This is a genomic window from Myxococcales bacterium (assembly GCA_016720545.1).
Lineage (GTDB): Bacteria > Myxococcota_A > Polyangia > Polyangiales > Polyangiaceae > JAAFHV01.
This window is the reverse complement of record JADKKK010000011.1, coordinates 231,395-249,247: the sequence shown is the minus strand read 5'-3', so window position 1 is coordinate 249,247 and position 17,853 is coordinate 231,395. Positions and strand designations below refer to the sequence as shown.

Below are 17,853 nucleotides of genomic sequence, written 5' to 3'. Positions count from 1 at the left end.
GGAGGCTGGACGGGTTGCCAAGGCCTAATCCCGGGGCTCCCCGCTCCCACCACTCTGACCCTGCCTGACACTGCCTGCGTGGCTGTGCCTCGGGTCGCTCCGCCGGACGGGGTCGTGCCGGTCGTGCCCTTGGTCGCGCCCCCGGCGTCAACGACGCGGGCGGTTGCCACTCGGCCGGTCGGAGGATCAGGAAACAGGTCTGGAACGTGCTCGCACCAAGGGCACTCCGGAAGATGGCTCCCATAGAAGTGGTGCGCTCGCGCTTTGCAGGGGCCAAGTTCCTTGAGAGCTGCTGCGATCCCGCGGCGCCAGTCACGGGCGGTCGGCCGAAGCAGTGGCTCGGCGTGGCCATCGTCAAAGCACCTCATGAACAGTCTCTGAAGGTCGGGATGAACCACATCGATCGGCACGCTCGGGTACTCCCGGTCAAGAGGTACGCTCCGCCGGATACTGTACGGGAGTAGTCCTTTGGCGATCTTCTCCTTCATCCTCGGAGCCTCACCGGGGCCACGGTAAGTTCCCTGGAACGGGTGTGTTCCGAGCAGGAGGTAGTGAATCAAGACCCCGAGCCCGAAGTGGTCGTGCTCTCGCGTTCGCTCGACGTCCTTGAACGGCACATCGGAAAGCTCCGGTGGGGTGAACTCATCTTTACCGACGAAACACCGGTAGACTTCGCCCGCATTGTCACCTCGCACCTGAAACGAGTCCGTGTCGATGAGGGTAACCAGCGTGTTCTCGCCGACCCAGACGTTGGATTCGTTAACATCCCCGACGACGTAACCCTTCGAATGAAGTGCTTCGAACACCGAAGCCAGCTGTCTGGCTCAGGTAGCGGTAGTGAAAGCCGGCGAGCACCTGATGGCGTCGCTTCGGGGTGTACACGTCGACCAGCGGGCGCATTCCCGCTGCCGTCCTCGGCATGAGGTACCCGAGCACCTCGCCGCCGTCGTCGTTCACGACGAGCTCGATCGGCCATGCCAGGCTGCGATGACCACGCTCGGACGTCGGGTCGGCGGGTGGATTCTTGATCATCGCGCTGAGCTTCCGCCGATGTTCGTCGGTGGGCTCTTTGAACAACTTCACCACCAGCGATGGGTCGGGCGGAAATTCGCAAACCTTGCCCTCGCCGCCGCTGCCAATCACCTTCAGCGTCGCGGGATCGAACCGATCGACCCGCCTCGTGCACCTCGCGATCACGCGCGTTCGCGGCTGGGGGCGACAAGGGGGCCAGACCAGCGTGATGTCGTCGTCGGTGCGCTCGCGGACCCGTGCGGACACCGAGGAACCGCCGGGAAACCTTCTTCTGCCGGCTCCACCTCGACGCTCCTGCATGAAGTCGATGAGGGTTGCGAAGAACGGCGGATGAGGGGTCCCGTGAGGCATCTGCAGCGCGAGGCGTTGGAGGCCATCGGTGAAGAGCGCCAGCGTACGCGGGGCTCCTGCGCGAAAGGCGTACTGCGCCTGTTCGACAGCACCCTCCGACGTGAGAAAAGTTGTCTCGTTCACGTGCTCTCCACGCTCGGGACGCGTTAGTGCGGTGGGAGGGGTGGTGTCATCGAACTCGACGATAGCGCCGTCCCCCACCTGGGCGGCGACCAGGAGCTCTGGCGTGACCACGGCGACCAGCAGTGTGGTGGCGAACTCCCTCAGCTCCGCGCCGTGCTCGCGTGCCTCCTGGACCAGCCTTTCGCGCGCTCCGTCGAGGACCCGGGCGAGGCAGTCACGCCAGGCGCTCTCGGTCTGCGGGAGACCCAGGGCTCGCTCGGCACGGACCGAGTCAAGGGCGGCGCTCGCCGCGGCCGCCGACCCCAACGCCGCGTAGCGGGCAGAGCCCGCTCCGTCTGCTACCGCAACCACCATCATCCCCAGCGTCACGTCGACCGCGTGCGCGTCCTGACACTCGGCACCGCTCTGTTCGTGGCCTGAGCCCCGCACGGAAGCGCCCACCACGCGCCACTGCGGCACACCGTCAACGCCCTGCGCGCGCGTCACACGGTCCATGTCGAAGGCGGCGCGAGGGGGGTCTGGTCTCCGACCTTGCTCTGCGAAACCTTCCGCAAGCTGCTCGAGAGCCAGACGAACATTTCCTGGAATTTCAAACCAGACAGCTGGACCGGCTCGTAGCCTACGGCGAGACTCCGCAGGACGCCCATATCCGCACCGGCGACGCCCACGGCGAAGAACGCGAGCTTGCTCTCTCCCGCCGCGGCCCGCAGGAGCTTCCTGGCGGACTCAATGTCGTCGGTCGGGGCCCCGTCCGTGATGAGGAAGAGCCATGGGCGGTAGTAATCGATCCCATTCGCCTTGTAGGTCGCCTTTCGTGCATCGATCAAGGCGATCGCCTTGGTGATCCCTTCGCCCATGGCCGTCGTGCCTCTCGCGACAAGCGTGGGCGCACGAAAATCATCTGCGGTCACGAAGTCTTGCGCGACGTGGGCAACGACGTCGAACGTGACTATCGCGATCTCGGCGCGAAGCCGCGCGAGCGAGTCGCTGGCTAGGGTCTCCTGAAAGTCGACCAGCGCTGCGTTCAACGCATCGATGGGGGCGCCGGCCATCGACCCGGAGGTATCGAGGAGCAAAACGCAGGCGCACCGTGGCTCCTGGTTCATCGCGAATTCCATCTTGTCGAGGCTGCTCATCATCGGATCTCCCGGAGGTCCGGGCTCCCCCCGGGCTCCCCAGATGGTACCGACGTTGGTGTCAATGGCCACTCGAAAAACTGACCTCCGTCCTTGGACCTGGCGGTTGGGGGGAGAGCCCGCCACCGAGCGGGGCCCGGGCCAGAGGCCACCGAGGGCGTCCCGAGGCCCAGCCACCGGGGGGAAATGCGCGCGCCCTCGGCGCATCGGGTCTCACATCCTCGCTGACGCAACGCGCGCCTCCTGCCTCACGCCGAGCGCGGCTCTGTCGATGAGGAACGACGCCGGGCGCGCGGGCAACCTCTGCGGGGCCTGATCGGGCCTCCCGAGCCTCGATCCCCGACCTGCGCGAGCGACCGGCCGCCCTCGAGGCTCACCGCGCGCCGCGCGCGGCTCGTGAGCTCGCCCTGGATCCACCAGGGACGCTGGGTCACAGCGGTCTCTGAACACGGCACAACAGTCGTGTGTACGTTTATGTCACGGCGACGTCGCCGGTTCGACGGCACCCAGGCTACTCCGTGCTGCTTGCTACTTGAGCGCGTAGCTCTCGAGGTAGTCGAGGCCACTTCGAACTGCGCTGGACGCATCGATCACGTGGATGGGCGCGCCCATCGCCCAACCGACGCGGACGGCCTGAAAGAGTAGGGCGTGGAGGAAGCTCTGGGTGGCTATGCCCATGTCTCGGAAGTCGAGCGCCACGGGGCGCCCGGCGGCTACCAAGACCCGAACCCGCTCGCCAAAAGCAACGGCCGTGCCTGGATCGTCCAAGCACTCACGAACGCTCAGGTGCTCGGTGTCGGGCGGCGGCGGCGCGTAGGACAACCATCGGCGAGTGCCGGGCCCCGGGGTCCGTTCGTCGACGCGATTTCGGATGACGTCGAGCAATGCATCGCGGTCCACGACTTCGAGGGGTAGTTCGAAGACGGCGAGCGTACCCGGGAAGCCCGTGCCAGACGGCGAAAGCAGCTGGGCGCGGTGGGTACCTGCGGCATCGTCACTCGTCAACAGCAGGCTGGCTCCGCGCGTGGCGAGCAGGAAGCGCCCGGCGGTTAGCTTGGCCATCTCCGAGGTGAAGAACAGCCCGAGGCCCGCGTTGTTCAAACTGCCCGTTTGGCCCTCGGGAAAGGTCCCTGAGATGTGCGGACGAATCGCCTTCTCGAGCGCCGCTTGGGCCGTTTCCACGTTGTGGAAGCGCCTCAGGCTCTCGAGGATGCCGCGTCCGGTATCCGCGACGATCACCTGGACGGTGTCCCGAGTGTAGTCGCCTCTTCCTGCAGCCATGCGCTGCGCGCCTACGACCGCGCCGAGCGGATCTCCACTGTGCTGAATCACGTTCCGTAGCAGCTCATCGATGACATATGCGAGCGCGTCTCGTGACTCGGACTCGTCGTCGCTCGGCACGGCGAGTCGTGCGATTCGTTCCGCGACGCGCGCCTGTCCGAAGGTGACCCGTTGGATCGGGACCGTTCGTTCGACCTCCGACCGAGGAGGCTCGCGGCCGTCTCGGGCGGCGTCGAATCCGACCGCGTGGGCGAAGCGAGCCGCTGCGGAGCCGCTGCGGTGGTAGACGTCGCAACGCGCATCCTCGGAGCGCTCGTGCCGCGCGAGGGCGCACAGCGCGACGAGTGCCCACATATCAACGGTCTCCAGCTCGTCCAGGTTGGCGTGCGACCACGGCGAAGCCGTGACCGCGGACAAGAAGGGCGAGGGATCGTTGAGCACGATTCGGGACGGAAGCCCGAGGTCAGGCGGGTCGCTCATCGCGCGGATCTAGCACGGGGGAACGCCGCATGAGGGGCGGCGGGGCAGACGCGGCTCGAGCGCAAGGGGCGCCGCACCGAGTCTCCGCGTTTCGCCGGGTGGGGCGGCGCTGACCGGATCACCGAAGCACCATCTGGCGCCGAAAAATGTGGGAGACTAAGCTCACAAGTCGCACGTTTCCTCCTTGCAGCCGTGCGGCTGCCATGGCACCCCGAGAGAACCCCATGCGAACCTCCGGCACTGTCGCTCGCGTCCTTGGATTCGGCCTCTTGTTGGGCGGCGTCGCCTGCTCCGCGTTGAGTGAGGACGAGCCGACGGGCGGCTCGCAAGACGACGCCCTCGAGGCCCAGTTCGACAAGAACAACGTCATCAGCGACGAGGAGCTCTCGACGAGCACCATGACCGTCGGCGACGTGCAGAAGTTCCTCGAGAAGACGCCCTACGGCACGCGCTCCGGCCTCGCGTCGTTCACCGAGGAGAACAAGACCGCCGCGCAGATCCTCCACGCCGAGGGCGCCCGCTACAAGGTGAGCCCCATCGCGCTGCTCGCGAGGCTCCAGCTCGAGCAAGGGCTCATCTCCAAGACTCAGGCCTCGACCGCCACGACCGACATCGCGTTCGGGTGCGGCTGCCCCGACAGCCCGGTGTGCGGCCCCAAGTACCTCGGCTTCGCGAACCAGGCGGCGTGCGCGGCCGGCTCGCTGCGCAGGTCGATGGACAAGCAGGCGAACGGCGGCTCCACGATCTCGGGGTGGAAGGTCGGTCTCGCGAAGAAGTCGCAGGACGGCGTCGAGATCGTGCCGAAGAACACGGCGACGGCTGCACTCTACACGTACACGCCGTGGGTCGGCGAGTCGGGCGGCGGCAAGACCGGCGTCGGCGGCACGAGCCTCTACTTCAAGGTGCTGAAGCGCTTTACCGACGCCTACGTCATCGCGACCAGCGGCGGCACGGTCCACTCCGACGCGTCGACGCCGGACACGGGCAAGCCTAATCCCGTACCCGCGCCCGACGCGGCCCCACCGCCCCCGAAGGACGCCGGCCCCGTGCAGGACGGCGGCGTGTGCGGCTGCACGAACCCCGCGTTCCCCATCTGCGATCCTTCCACCAAGCAGTGCGTCAACTGCCTCGCTGACACCCACTGCGGCAACGGCAACGTCTGCGACACGGCCCTCACCAAGTGCGTCGAGTGCACCGCCGGCAAGCTCGACAACTGCGAGGCGTCCGGCAAGGGCGGGGCCTGCCTCGCGAACAAGACCTGCGGCTGCAACACCGACTCCGACTGCGGCTCGGCCACGTCGGGCCGCGTCTGCGGCGCCGCGAAGGTGTGCCAGGCGGGATGCCGCGGCGCGAGCGGGAACCGCTGCCCCACGGGGCAGGTCTGCTCGAGCACCAGCAGCGCGATCGGCACCTGCGGGGCGGGCACCGACGCGGGCACGCCCGACGCGAGCGCCGCGGACTCGGCGCCTCCGGCCGACGACGCGGGCACCGAGCCGCCTCCGCCTCCCCCGAACCCGAACGATCCCAACCCGCCCGGCGTTGACCCTGAGGAGCCCGAGGGGCCCTCGGCGACGGACCCGGACCTCGAGGGCAACGCCACCCCGGCCACCAACACGGCGCCCCCTCCGCAGCGCAGCGAGGGCTCGGTCGGCCCGACCGGCGGCGGCGCGGGGCCCGACAACGATCTAGGGCGCAGCGGGAGCAGCTCGTCGAGCGGGTGCAGCACGTCGGCGAGCGGCGCGGGCACGAGCAGCGCGCTCTTGCTCGGCGGGCTCGGCCTCGCGGTCCTCGCGGGCTCGCGGCGACGTCGCCGGTCGGCGTAGCGCGCGGGGTCGTCGGCGCTCGGCCTACCGGCGCGTGACGGCACCGGCCACGCGAAGACGGCGCGCACTCCCGAGGGAGGCGCGCCGTTTTCCTGTTCTACGACGAGGGTTTACTTCTTCTTGGGGGCAGCGGGCTTGGGGGCAGGCTTGGGCGCGCCCTTGCCGTGCTCGCCTTTGCCGTGCTCGTGGTGGCCCTTCCCGCCGCCGTGCTTCGGGAGCATGCCGAGCTGCTCGGCGACCTGCATGCCGTTGGCGAAGCTCCACCCCTTCACCATCTTGCCGTCCTTGAGGAGCACGATGTCGGCCGTGTCCATCGTGACGGCCTTCTTCGTCGCGGGCCTCCCGAAGAGCGGGCCGGTGTTCGTGCCGGTCATCTGGGCCTCGGTGACCACGAAGTCGCCGATACCCCAGGAGGACTTCACGGTCATCTTCGCGTCGGGGAAGGCCTTCATGTGGTTGTCGAAGAACTTCTGCGCGTCCGCCTTGCCCTTGGAGGGCGCGGGCTGGGTGTTGTCGATCCACTCGCTGGTGTCGGTCGTGAGCGAGAGGAAGTCGGTCGCGCTCTTCTTCTCCATCGCGCCGTACATTGTGCCGAGGAGCGCGACGTTCTTGGTCTCGGCCTCGCTGCCCGAGGCGGCCACGGTCTGCGGCGAGGCGGCGAGCGTCGGGATGGCGGGGGCCTTGCGTGGTGAGATGCCCATCTGTGACAGCATGGTGCCGTTGTCCCAGTAGGCGTGCTCCTCGCGGATCTTGCCTTCGGGGGTCCACCACGCGATGTGCATGGCCTGCCAGCCGATGGGCTTGTTCGTGGGCTTGATGGGGCCCATGTCGCCCTTGTTGGTGCCCGTGATCGCGTACTGGAGCACGGTCACGTCGCCCTTCGACAGAATGAGGTTCGGCGCGAGCTTCACGTCGGGCGCGAAGGCGAAGAACTTGGCGACCTCCGCCTCGATCGTGGCGCGGCCCTTGGTGGGCGGCGTGCCGGCCATCTTCCACTCGGCGTCGTCGGTGTAGAGGGCGCCGAGCTTCGCCGCGTCGTGGCTGTTCATCGCCTCGAGGTACCCCGCGATGGCCTTGGCCTGGAGCTCGGCGAGCGTGGGCTTCGGCGGCTCCGCCTTCACGGGCTCCTCCACCTTCGGCGCGGGCGGGGGCGGCATGTCCACCGTGGCCGCGGTCGGCACGGGGGCCTTCGGCGGGGGCGGCGGGTCGGAGCCGCACGCGGCGGAGCCGGCGGAGGCGAGGCCAAGCAGCAGCACGAGAGCGAGAGAGCTGGACGCGGAGTGGCGCATTCGGAGCCTTCGGTTCTTCCTGGCGTCGAGGACGCCGCTGCCGCGCTCCCCGCGCGGCGAGCATCGATATCCATTGGCGTAGGGCGGCCGTCAAGCGCAGAGCGAAGCGGGCCGGCGGTCAGGCGTGGCGAGGCGTGCTGGCGTGCAGGCATGCAGGCGTGCTGGCGTGCAGGCGTGATAGGTGATCGAGTGTGAGACAGCGTCCCCTGGGAAAGACAGGCCTCGTGACCTCGGAGCTCGCGCTGGGGACCTGGGGCCTCTCCGGCGAGGCCTACGGCCCGGTCGACGAGCCCGACGCGGAGGCGGTCATCGCCCGCGCCCTCGACATCGGCGTCACGCTCTTCGACACCTCGGACTCGTACGGTGGCGGGCGCATGGAGGGGCTGCTCGGCCGCCTCTGCAAGGGCCGCGACGACGTCGTCATCGTCACCAAGGGCGGCACCGATCGCCGCATCGATCCGCCGATGAAGCGCTTCGACGAAGAGTTCCTGCGCGGCTCGGTGGAGCGCTCGCTGCGCCGACTCGGGGTCGAGGCCCTCGGCGTGTACCTGCTCCACTGCCCGAGCCGCGAGGCGCTCGTCGGCAACGGCGAGACCCCGGGCGCGCTCGCGACGCTGCGGACCCTCCGGGACGAGGGCAAGATCCGGCACGTGGGCGTCTCGTGCGGCAGCGAAGACGTGCTCGAGCAGGCGCTCGAAGCGGGCGCCGAGGTCGTCGAGGTCGCCTACAACGTGTTCCACTCCGGAGCGCTCACCCGGAAGACCGGCGACATCATGGTGCGTCGGCCCGGCGTCCTCGCGCGCTCGGTGCTGAACTACGGCGTCCTCGCCGGCCTCTGGACCCGCGACCGCGAGTTCCCCGACACAGACCACCGCTCGCAGCGCTGGACCCGCTACGAGCTCGAGCACCGCATAAGCCAGCTCGAGGCGCTGCGGTTCCTCGTGCGCGGCGACGTGCTCACGCTGCGGGGCGCCGCCGTGCGCTTCGTGCTCTCGAGCCACGTCGTCTCCGCCGCGGTGCTCGGGCCGCGCACGGTCACGCAGCTCGAGGAGCTCGTGCGCGAGACCGGCGGCGGCCCGCGTTATCTCCGCGACGACGACCTCGCGCGGCTCTACGGCGAGCTCGAGAAGGTGGGGGTGTCGACGTGAGCGCGCCTCGCTCGCTGGCGTCGGCGCGGGCGCTCGCCGAGGCGATGCTCGGCGCCGCGCTCGGCGCCGCAGAGATAGTCAATAGAATTTACCATGAGGCCGATCGGGGCGTGACCTTCAAGGTCGGCGACGACCCGGTCACGCGCGCCGACCACGAGGCGAACGCGTTCCTGCTCGACGCGCTCGGCCGGATCGCGCCGGGGGTCGTGCTCGTGGCCGAGGAGAGCGATCCCGCCTCGTACGCGGGCTACGCCGAGGCCGACGCGGCGTTCTTCATCGATCCGCTCGACGGCACGCGCGAGTTCGTCGCGAAGAACGGCGAGTTCTGCGTGATGGTGGGCTTCGCCGAGGCGGGGCGCGCCACGGTCGGCGTCGTCGCGTGCCCCTCGTGGGCCGAGGCCTTCCTCGGCGCGTCGCTCGGCGAGGGCGCTGAGCGCGGGTTCGCCGAGCGCGCGCTCCCCGGCGGCCGGCGCGAGCCAATTCATGTATCTTCCACAGAATCACTCGGCGACGCGCGCGGGCTCATCTCACGCTCCCACAAGAGCGCGGCGACCGACGCCGTGCTCGCGCGCCTGGGGGCGAAGGAGCTCGTGCCCTACGGGAGCGCGGGCCTGAAGGCCCTCCAGGTCGCGACGGGCGCGTTCGATTTCTACGCCCACCCGGGCCCCTCGGGCATGCTGTGGGACAGCTGCGCGCCGGAGGCGATCGTGCGCGGCGCGGGGGGGCTCCTCACCGACGCGGCGGGCGTCGCGATCGACTATCGCCGCCCCACCCTCGCGAACGAGCGCGGCGTCCTCGCGGCGGGGCTCGCGCTCCACGGGCGCGGCGTGGAGGTGCTCGCGCCCTTCGTGCCGGGAGCGTCGCCCTCACGGGCGTGTCGGAGCGCGCCCTCGTGAGAGACTCCGCCGACACGGTCATCGTGGGGGCGGGCATCATGGGCCTGTCGATCGCGTACCACCTCGCGAAGCTCGGCCACACGAACGTGACCGTGCTCGACAAGGGCTACCTCTGCGGCGGCGCGAGCGGGCGGAACGGCGGCGGCGTGCGCGCCCAGTGGTCGAGCGAGGCGAACGTGCGCCTCATGCGCGAGAGCATCTCGATGTGCCGCGATTTCGCGGGCGAGATGAAGATCAACGTCTGGCTCCGCCAGGGGGGCTATCTCTTCCTCGTGCGCTCGGAGGAGCGTCGTCGCGCGCTCGAGGCGAGCTGCAAGGTGCAGAACGAGTGCGGACTCTCGAGCCGAATGTTGACCCCGCGCGAGGCGCGCAAGCTCGTGCCCGAGCTCGACACCGACGGCCTCGTCGCGGCGAGCTACAACCCCGACGACGGCGTGGTGTTTCCGTGGCCGTTCGTGTGGGGGTTCGCGAACGCCGCGCAGAAGCTCGGGGTCGAGATCGCGACGTTCACCGAGGTGACGGGCTTCGAGACCGAGGGTCGCGAGCTGCGAGGCGTCCGCGTGCAGCGCCGCTCACCCGACGGGGGCGCGGTCGTCGGCGGGGCGGTCGACGAGCGCGCGCTCATCCGCACGCGGCGGGTCGTGAACGCCTGCGGCGCGTGGTCGCCCGCGCTCGCGGCGATGCTCGGCGTGCGCCTGCCCAACAAGCCCCATCGTCACGAGATCTGTTCGACCGAGCCGCTCAAGCCTTGGCTCAAGCCGCTCGTGGCCGACCTCACCGACGGGCTCTACTTCAGCCAGTCGACCCGCGGCGAGATCGTGGGCGGCATCGGCCTCGAGCGCGTGCCCGAGGGCGTCGACCAGCGGAGCTCGTTCGCGTTCCTTGGCCACTACGCGCGGTCGCTCGTGCGCGCGTGCCCCGTGCTCGGCGACGTGAAGGTGCTGCGCCAGTGGGCGGGGTGCTACGATCTCACGCCCGACCAGAACCCGATCGTCGGCTACGTGGACGACGTCGACGGCTTCTACCAAGCCTCGGGCTTCATGGGCCACGGGTTCATGATGGCGCCCGTCATGGGCAAACGCATCGCCGCCCATGTGGTCACGGGGGACTCGTCGCCCCTCATCGAGCGCTGGAACTTGCGGCGCTTCGCCGAGGGGCGGCTCCTCAGTGAGTCGATGATCATCGGCTGAGCGGGCGGTGAACCGGCGTTGACACCCTCGCGCGCCCGGGCGATACCTGATGGCGCATTGACGCGGAGTTTTGTGGCCATTCGGCCCGCCCTCGGCCCGCCCTCGCCCGCTGAGTCGTCCGCGTTCCTACCGATTACGTCCGGGGAGAACCACGCATGAAGAAGGCCCAGCTCGCACGTCCCGCCGGGGCGCGTGAAAATCGCTCCAGGTTCCTGTCGACGGCCTTCCGGCTCGTGGCCTCGCTCGCGGCGCCCGCGCTCGGCGGGGGCGCGCTCGTGCTCGCCGCCGGCGCCTCGCTCACGGCGTGCGCCGACGAGAACGACCCCAAGACCTGGGTGAAGCGCCTCGACGACCCGGCCCAGCGCGGCGCGGCCGTGCAGCGCCTGCTCCGCTTCTTCGGCGACACGCTCTCGAACGCGAAGAACGACCGCAACGACCCGAAGGTCGTGGCGCTCCTCGACGTCATCGTCGAGCCGCTGACCAAGCAGTACACGGGCGGCACCGTCGCCGACGAGAAGACCCGCAAGGAGCTCATGAAGCTCCTCGCCGACATGAACGACCCGCGCACCGCGCCGGCGCTCGCGAAGGCGTTCCGCGACTACGAGCCGAAGAAGAACGAGGAAGACGTCAAGTTCGCGGCGCAGTCGACCAAGAACCTCGCCAACCAAGGCAAGCTCACCGACCAGGGCCTCATCGACGCGCTCTGGGACTGCTTCTCGAAGTTCCGCGCCTCGCAGACCAACTCGATCAACCTGGTCACCGATCTGCACGACGCGGTGCTCGCCGCCAAGCACCCTTCGTACGGCCCGAAGGCCGTGGAGAAGCTCGCGGGTCCGGTCGACCCGAAGAACCCGGAGTCGATGCGCGATCAGCTCATGTTCTGGCAGATGACCGCGATCCAGATCATCGGCGAGCTCAAGTTCGGGGCCGCGGCCAAGCCCCTCGTGACGGTGCTGCTCACGCCCACCAAGGGCGATCTCCGCGCGACCGTGCGCACCGCGCTGCTCAAGATCCCCAAGGAGGCCGAGCCGGTCCTCATCGCCGCGCTGAAGGGCACGGACCCCGGATCTCGCCAAGCTCGGCGCCGAGTTCCCGGAGAAGGCTCACCTCGCGGTGCTCTCCGAGTCGATCGCGTACATCTCGCGCACGACCGGGCGCGACGCGCTCGTCGACGTTCTCGGGGCCGCGGACAGCGACCAGAACCGCGCGGTGCTGGCGATGAACCTCGTGCACTTCCCGTCCGACGCGAAGACCGTCGACGCGTACGTGGCCGCATACGGCAAGCTCACGCCGACGGCCGGCATCCCCCTCATGGGTGGCGCGAACGGACGCGGCATCCTGCTCCAGGCCTCGTCGCTCTTCTACGACGCGAAGCTCGTGGAGTGGGTCATCAAGGAGAAGGCGGCCGTGAAGGGCGATCCCGCGATCGAGATCGCGCCCGGCGCGATGGACGCCATGATCAAGCTCATGAAGCACGATCAGGCCAAATCGGTCGGCATCGTCGTTGGCCAGCTCGTCGGGCCCGCGACCGAGAAGGACAAGTTCGCCGCGGCCTCGAAGGCGCTCGAGAAGTGCAAGGAAGACGCGGCCTGCTACGTCAAGATCCTTGACGAACCCATCCCGTCCGCGCCGCTCTCGGCGAAGGCCTACGCCATCAAGGCCTGCTGGATGTCGGCGATGCTCGGCAACGACGGCACCCGCCAGGCGCTGCTCGCGAAGGTCGACGGCATCAAGGACGGAGACGTGCGGCTCGCGCTCGTCGAGGCCATCGACCACCTCGCCCCCAAGGGCGACGCGGCCGCCGCCGACGCGCTCGACAAGATCGTCGCGGCGGACAAGCCGAGCGGCAACAAGCTGCTGCTGCAGGCCGACGACGCGGTCGTCAAGGTCGCCCTCAAGCTCCGCTCGCGCGCGACGCAGTGATGCAGTGATGCTCCACCACGAGCTCCGAGACCGCCGAGCGATGCACACGAGGGAGCGTCCACCATGTTGAAGCTCGTCGTGCTGCGCGGCGCCCTCGCGGGGCAGACCTTCTCGTCGGCCGAGGACACGGTGCGCCTCGGCCGCGCAGAGGGCAACGACGTGGTGCTCCCCGACGAGCACATCTCGAGCGACCACGCGCGCTTCGCGGTGGTGGGAGATCGCGTGCTGGTCCGCGACCTGCGGTCGACGAACGGCACCTGGCTCGTCCGCGACGGCGTGCGCTCGGCGCTCTCGGAGGAGCGCGGTCGTGAGATGACCGTGAAGCATGGCGACGTCGTCGAGCTCGGCTCCGGCGATCGCTGCGTCGCGCTTCAGCTCGTGCTCGCCGGTGACGCGGACGCGCGGGTCTTTGCGCTCCGCCGCATCGAGGATCTCGCCCCGGCCACGAGCATCGTCGAGAAAGACGAGGGGCGCCTCAAGCTCCTCTACCAGGCGCAGAAGTCCATCGGCGCGGCCACCGATTTGGCCGAGGTCTTCACCGCCATCGCCGAGGCGTGCTTCGCCCTCGTCACGACGGCGACGCACGTCACCGTAGTGCTCAAGGACGACGAGGACGCGGAGGCCCGCGGCAGCGCGGCGTACGTCCCGGTCATGACGCGCGTGCGGGGGATGAGCGGCGCGCCCGAGGGCCCGATCCCGGTGACGCGCAGCATCTACCGAAAGGTGGTCGCCGAGCGTGCGGCGATTCTGGCGGCCGACGCGGCGAGTGAGGTGAGCCAGAGCGAGTCGCTCATGGGCGCCCAGATCCGCGCGACCATGGGGATTCCGCTGTGGAAGGGCGACGACATCCTCGGAATCCTCCAGGTCGACAACCGCGCCGACTCCACGGTGTTCTCGCCGGCCGATCTCGAGATCTTGGCGGTGCTGGCGAACAACGTGTCGCTCGCCGTGGCGAACGCGCGGCTCGTGCGTCGCCTGAAGAACGCCGAGGACCGGCTCCGCAAGGAGAACGCGTTCCTCAAGGGTCGCGAAGAGACCCGCCGCTCCGGCGGCAAGGGCCCCGTGGAGATCGTCGGCAAGAGCGCGCCGATGCGCGCGCTGAGCGGGCAGCTCGACAAGGTGGTCGACACGCGGGTCACGGTGCTCATCGAAGGCGAGACCGGCGTCGGCAAGGAGCTCGTCGCCTCCGCCGTGCACTACCGCTCGCGTCGCCGCGAGAAGCTCTTCGTCAGCCAGAACTGCGCGGCGCTGCCCGAGAACCTCCTCGAGAGCGAGCTGTTCGGCCACAAGAAGGGCGCGTTCACCGGCGCGCACGACGACAAGAAGGGCCTGTTCGAGATCGCCGACGGCGGCACGCTGTTCCTCGACGAGGTCACCGAGATGCCGCTCTCGCTGCAGTCGAAGCTGCTGCGCGTGCTCCAGGAGGGCGAGGTGCGGCCCGTGGGCGCAACCCACGAGCGCCGCGTCGACGTGCGCATCGTGGCGGCCACGAACCGCAACCTCGAGAAGGAGGTCGCCGAGGGGCGCTTCCGAGAGGACCTCTACTACCGGCTCAAGGTGTTCCCGCTGCGCGTGCCGCCGCTGCGCGAGCGGCGCGAGGACATCCCGCCGCTCGCCGAGCACTTCCTCCTGCGCTTCAGCTCCGAGTTCGGGAGGCCCGCCGCCGGCTTCACGCAGCAGGCCATGGAGCTGCTGCAGGGCTACGACTGGCCGGGCAACGTCCGCGAGCTGCAGAACGAGGTCCAGCGCCTGTGCATTCAGGTCGACCCCGGCGGCTTCGTGACGCCCGAGCTGCTCTCGCCCCGCGTGCGCCAGGTCGAGGGAATGCTCGACCGCGTGAAGCCCACGAAGGGCACGCTCAAAGAGATGATGGACCAGGTCGAGCGCTGGCTGCTGATCGAGGCGCTGCGCGAGCACGGAAACAACAAAACCGCGTGCGCCAAGTCGCTCGGCATCACGCGCGAGGGGCTGCACAAAAAGCTCCGCAGCTTCGGCCTCTAGCGCCACCGAGCGGGGCGTACCGCGAGCACGCCGTTCGGCGGGCCGGCGACGTAGGGCGCGCCCGTCCGCGGATCGCGGGCGAACGGCGCGATCTCGAGCAGCGGCAGCATGGCGAACGCGCGCTCGGTGAGGTGCGGGTGGGGCACCTCGAGGGCTTCGTCGTGGTGGGCGAGCCCCTCGATCCAGAGCACGTCGAGGTCCAGGGTGCGCGGGCCGTACCTCACGGTGCGCACACGCCCAGCCTCGCGCTCGACCGCCAGGAGCCGATCGAGGAGCCCGCGAGGAGAGCCCCCCCACGCGACGAGGAGCGCGGCGTTCAAGTAGGGGCCCTGCGGTACGGTTCCCCAAGGCGCCGTCTCGTAGAGCGACGAGCGTGCGCGCACGGTGAGGTCGCCCAGGGCCTCGAGGCGGGCCTCCGCGAAGGCGAGGTGCGCCTCGCGATCGCCAAGGTTGCTGCCTAGCCCAACGACCGCGACCAGCGCGTCCGCGCGAGGCGGAGCCGCCGGCGCGGACGGGGGATCGGCGTGGCCCAGGTCGCTCAGGGGGACTTGCCCTGCAATTGGATCGGGTTCGTGAGGTTGCCCTCGTAGCCCCCGTTTTGCTTGCCGTTCTGGACGAAGAAGAAGAGGACGTCGTCGGTGCGCCCGTCGAGGGTCACCTCGAGCGTGACGACGCCGCCCGGCTCTCCGCTGAAGCGAACGCCGTCATTCTGCTGGCCGATCGTGCGTCGGACTGCGATTTCTCCCGAGGTGGTCGCGACGGGGCGCCCGGACTCGTCGGTGACGCCGGAGAGCTTGCCCTGCGCCGCGCGCACCTTCACCTGATAGTCGCACGTGCGCTGGGTGTGGTTCGTGTCGCAAGACCAGAAGACGTGCCACTTGCCGCCGGCGGCGTACTCGACGAACACGCCCACGCCCGCGCCGGGATCGGCCTGGAGGCGCGCGTTCGTGTCGACCTCGACGAGCACGGGGCTGGGCCCGGTTCGGCCGGGGGACGTCTGGGCCGGCGTGCCGACGTCGCCATAGCCCCGCCCGGAGGACGTGGAGGACGACTCGATGACGCAGCCCGTGGTGGCGGTCAGCGCGGCGAGCAGCGCAGCGGCGGCGAACGAGAAAGTGAGCGAGAGGGGGCGCATGGGGCTCCTGCGGACGGCGGCGAACGGAAGTCGTTGGAACATAAGCGGAAAGAGAGAGAGGTCTCGCCCCTAGCGCCGCACCCGGCCCGGCGACGATCGCGGGGGCGACGTGGGGGCGACTCTCGACGGTGAGAACGACGGGGAAGACGTCGAGGGTCGGGAGGAGAAGGAGGGCGAGGACGAAGGTCGCGAGGAGAAGGAGGGCGAGGACGAAGGTCGCGAGGAGAAGGAGGGCGAGGAGGAAGGTCGCGAGGTCGCGGCGGGTCGCGCGGTGGTCGGGGCGGCTCGCGAGGAGAAGGCGGGCGAGCTCGTGGCCGGATCACGGTGGTGCTCCACGAGGGGCGCCGAGCGAGGCGAGCCCCGGTAGGGCGCGGCGGCGAACGGGGCGGCCGGAGCGTAGCGAGGCTCGGCGCGAAGCGGGGGCAGGCGGGTGGGGCCGGGCTGGATGTGCGTGGGCGCGGCGCGAGGGTCGCGCTGCGGGGGCATCGCGGCCGCTGGCGGGCCGATACGCGCGGGGCCTTGGGCCGCGCTCACGCCCGAGCCGCCAAGCGCCCCCACGGGCCGCGGGGCGACGCTGGGCGGGCGCGCGCCGAGCGCGACCGCGGTGCGCGGGGAGGCGAAGTCGAAGGCGCGCACGGAGCGATCGGTGGGCGCCGGCCGCGGCGCCTTCGCCGGATCGAGCGCCAGGTGGCTCAGCGTCGGGCCGGCGGCGCCGCGGCGGAGCCCCGTAGGCGTCGTGGTCGGGGCCGCGCCCACGCGGCCCCCCGGACCGCCCGGACCGCCGGGCACGACGCCCGGGTTCGCGGCGACGCGGTCGCCGACGCGCGGCTGCGCAGGGACGTACGGCTCGGTGCGCCGGCCGATGTCGCCCGCGAGCGGCCCGCGCACGACCCGGCCCGACACCTGCGGGTGAAACACGTGGCGGTTCTCGCAGAAATAGTACGGGGTGCGGTAGCCCCCGCGGAACCCGTAGGCGTAGCCGCCGCGCCACGTCCACATGGGCGGCGCCGGCCCCCAGCCCACGTACCCGAAGCCGACGGGGCCCGCGCGCCAGACGACCCAGGCGCCGCTGTAGACCCGCCCGGGGATCCACGCCCAGCCGCGCCCGCCGACGTACACCCAGCGGCCGTAGTGGAAGGGCGCCCAGCCCCACGAGTAGTCGGAGGCCCAGACGTAGCCGTCTTCGTAGGTCCAGTGGCCGGCGGTGACGTAAGGCGTGAAGTCGGGCCCCACCACGTGGGCGGCCGGCACCCACACGGTGCCGTAGGTCTCGTCGTCAACCCAGGCGCCGTAGGGATCGAGGGTGGTGCGGAACTCGGTGAGGGCGCTCGGATCGGTCTCGCGGTAGGTGTCGTTGTCGCCGCCCACCACGCCGTCGCCGCCGCCGCCAGCAGGCTCCGGGTAGGCCTCGGGCACGGGGCCGACGGCGACCTCTTCGGGCTGCGCTGCCTCGATCTGCGCGGCCTGCGCGGGCTGAGGCACCTGCTCGGCCGGGGGCGCCTGCGGGGCGACCCGGGGGTCGGGCAGGGGCGCCTCGGGGTACGCGGCCTCGTCCATCATACCGCCGCAGCCCACCAGCCCCAGGGCGGCGAGCGCCGTGAGCACGCCCAGGAGGCCGGCGAAGGCGCGGGCCACGGAGCGGCGCGCGACCGCGGCGGTCGGGGCGGCGACCGGGGCCAGAGGAGGTCGAGCGCGAGGGAGGCGACGGACGGGGGCGTGCATGGGGCTCCTGCCAACAAGGTGCGTGCGGGCGGATGGACGTGCAAGCGAGAGAAGCAAACTTCGCACCCACGGGGCGCCGCCGGAGGGTTGCGGCCCTCGGCACCGAGGTGGGCCGTCAAGTATACGTGATGATAGCTGAATCACGCTCCCCTCCGTCGCCGCACGAGGCGCCCTTGGCGATGGGGCCTCGACGCCGTGAACGCCCCTTCACGGGACGACGTGACGCGGACGGTGCGTCTCGCGCGCGCGCCCCCGCGCGACGCGCCCGCGCTCGCCCGCGCGCGTCGCGCCCTGGAAAAGGCGCACACTCCGCGCTTGCGCAA

Annotated in this window: 16 protein-coding genes; 6 read left to right on the top strand and 10 right to left on the bottom strand. The window is 70.3% G+C overall.

Features of this window, described 5'->3' with window-relative positions:
• The 4 genes from IPQ09_20585 to IPQ09_20570 form a co-directional block, all read right to left on the bottom strand.
• A partial coding sequence (locus IPQ09_20585; protein MBL0196575.1) for a hypothetical protein occupies nt 1–806 on the bottom strand: 806 nt, incomplete at its 3' end.
• The gene (locus IPQ09_20580) at nt 760–1,992 is read right to left on the bottom strand and encodes a protein phosphatase 2C domain-containing protein (protein MBL0196574.1); all 1,233 of its coding nucleotides are present in this window, start codon (nt 1,990–1,992) and stop codon (nt 760–762) included. The genes IPQ09_20585 and IPQ09_20580, both read right to left, overlap by 47 nt.
• On the bottom strand, nt 1,989–2,642 hold the full coding sequence (locus tag IPQ09_20575; GenBank protein MBL0196573.1) for a VWA domain-containing protein: 654 nt from the start codon (nt 2,640–2,642) through the stop codon (nt 1,989–1,991). The genes IPQ09_20580 and IPQ09_20575 overlap by 4 nt, the downstream gene beginning before the upstream one ends.
• 528 nt (nt 2,643–3,170) lie before the next feature.
• Nucleotides 3,171–4,403, bottom strand: coding sequence for a sensor histidine kinase (locus tag IPQ09_20570; protein MBL0196572.1), 1,233 nt, complete (start codon nt 4,401–4,403; stop codon nt 3,171–3,173).
• A 224-nt stretch (nt 4,404–4,627) separates the two neighbouring features.
• On the opposite strand from IPQ09_20570, the gene IPQ09_20565 reads away from it, so the two are divergent.
• Complete coding sequence (locus IPQ09_20565) at nt 4,628–6,226, top strand: hypothetical protein (protein ID MBL0196571.1); 1,599 nt, start codon at nt 4,628–4,630, stop codon at nt 6,224–6,226.
• A 110-nt stretch (nt 6,227–6,336) separates the two neighbouring features.
• On the opposite strand, the gene IPQ09_20560 is transcribed toward IPQ09_20565, so the two are convergent.
• Nucleotides 6,337–7,515, bottom strand: coding sequence for an ester cyclase (locus IPQ09_20560; GenBank protein ID MBL0196570.1), 1,179 nt, complete (start codon nt 7,513–7,515; stop codon nt 6,337–6,339).
• A gap of 191 nt (nt 7,516–7,706) precedes the next feature.
• On the opposite strand from IPQ09_20560, the gene IPQ09_20555 reads away from it, so the two are divergent.
• From IPQ09_20555 to IPQ09_20545, 3 genes are read left to right on the top strand one after another with little or no spacing between them, the layout of a single operon-like run.
• Nucleotides 7,707–8,663 (top strand): aldo/keto reductase, encoded by a 957-nt coding sequence (locus IPQ09_20555; protein ID MBL0196569.1) that lies wholly within the window; start codon nt 7,707–7,709, stop codon nt 8,661–8,663.
• The gene (locus IPQ09_20550) at nt 8,660–9,559 is read left to right on the top strand and encodes a 3'(2'),5'-bisphosphate nucleotidase CysQ (protein MBL0196568.1); all 900 of its coding nucleotides are present in this window, start codon (nt 8,660–8,662) and stop codon (nt 9,557–9,559) included. The genes IPQ09_20555 and IPQ09_20550 overlap by 4 nt, the downstream gene beginning before the upstream one ends.
• Complete coding sequence (locus IPQ09_20545; GenBank protein ID MBL0196567.1) at nt 9,556–10,749, top strand: FAD-binding oxidoreductase; 1,194 nt, start codon at nt 9,556–9,558, stop codon at nt 10,747–10,749. The genes IPQ09_20550 and IPQ09_20545 overlap by 4 nt, the downstream gene beginning before the upstream one ends.
• A gap of 133 nt (nt 10,750–10,882) precedes the next feature.
• On the opposite strand, the gene IPQ09_20540 is transcribed toward IPQ09_20545, so the two are convergent.
• Both IPQ09_20540 and IPQ09_20535 read right to left on the bottom strand, forming a co-directional pair.
• Nucleotides 10,883–11,284 (bottom strand): hypothetical protein, encoded by a 402-nt coding sequence (locus IPQ09_20540; GenBank protein MBL0196566.1) that lies wholly within the window; start codon nt 11,282–11,284, stop codon nt 10,883–10,885.
• Nucleotides 11,285–11,617: 333 nt separating this feature from the next.
• Nucleotides 11,618–11,788 (bottom strand): hypothetical protein, encoded by a 171-nt coding sequence (locus IPQ09_20535; GenBank protein ID MBL0196565.1) that lies wholly within the window; start codon nt 11,786–11,788, stop codon nt 11,618–11,620.
• A 74-nt stretch (nt 11,789–11,862) separates the two neighbouring features.
• On the opposite strand from IPQ09_20535, the gene IPQ09_20530 reads away from it, so the two are divergent.
• Both IPQ09_20530 and IPQ09_20525 read left to right on the top strand, forming a co-directional pair.
• Nucleotides 11,863–12,672: a hypothetical protein gene (locus IPQ09_20530; protein MBL0196564.1), complete on the top strand. Its 810-nt coding sequence runs from the start codon at nt 11,863–11,865 to the stop codon at nt 12,670–12,672.
• Between the two features lie 63 nt (nt 12,673–12,735).
• On the top strand, nt 12,736–14,673 hold the full coding sequence (locus IPQ09_20525; protein MBL0196563.1) for a sigma 54-interacting transcriptional regulator: 1,938 nt from the start codon (nt 12,736–12,738) through the stop codon (nt 14,671–14,673).
• Here IPQ09_20525 and folK read toward each other — a convergent pair.
• The 3 genes from folK to IPQ09_20510 form a co-directional block, all read right to left on the bottom strand.
• Complete coding sequence (gene folK / locus IPQ09_20520; protein ID MBL0196562.1) at nt 14,670–15,233, bottom strand: 2-amino-4-hydroxy-6-hydroxymethyldihydropteridine diphosphokinase; 564 nt, start codon at nt 15,231–15,233, stop codon at nt 14,670–14,672. The genes IPQ09_20525 and folK overlap by 4 nt on opposite strands.
• Entirely contained in the window at nt 15,212–15,808 is a 597-nt protein-coding gene (locus IPQ09_20515) for a hypothetical protein (GenBank protein ID MBL0196561.1), read from the bottom strand. The genes folK and IPQ09_20515 overlap by 22 nt, the downstream gene beginning before the upstream one ends.
• Nucleotides 15,809–15,877: 69 nt before the next feature.
• The gene (locus IPQ09_20510; protein ID MBL0196560.1) at nt 15,878–17,530 is read right to left on the bottom strand and encodes a hypothetical protein; all 1,653 of its coding nucleotides are present in this window, start codon (nt 17,528–17,530) and stop codon (nt 15,878–15,880) included.
• Nucleotides 17,531–17,853: the final 323 nt, after the last annotated feature.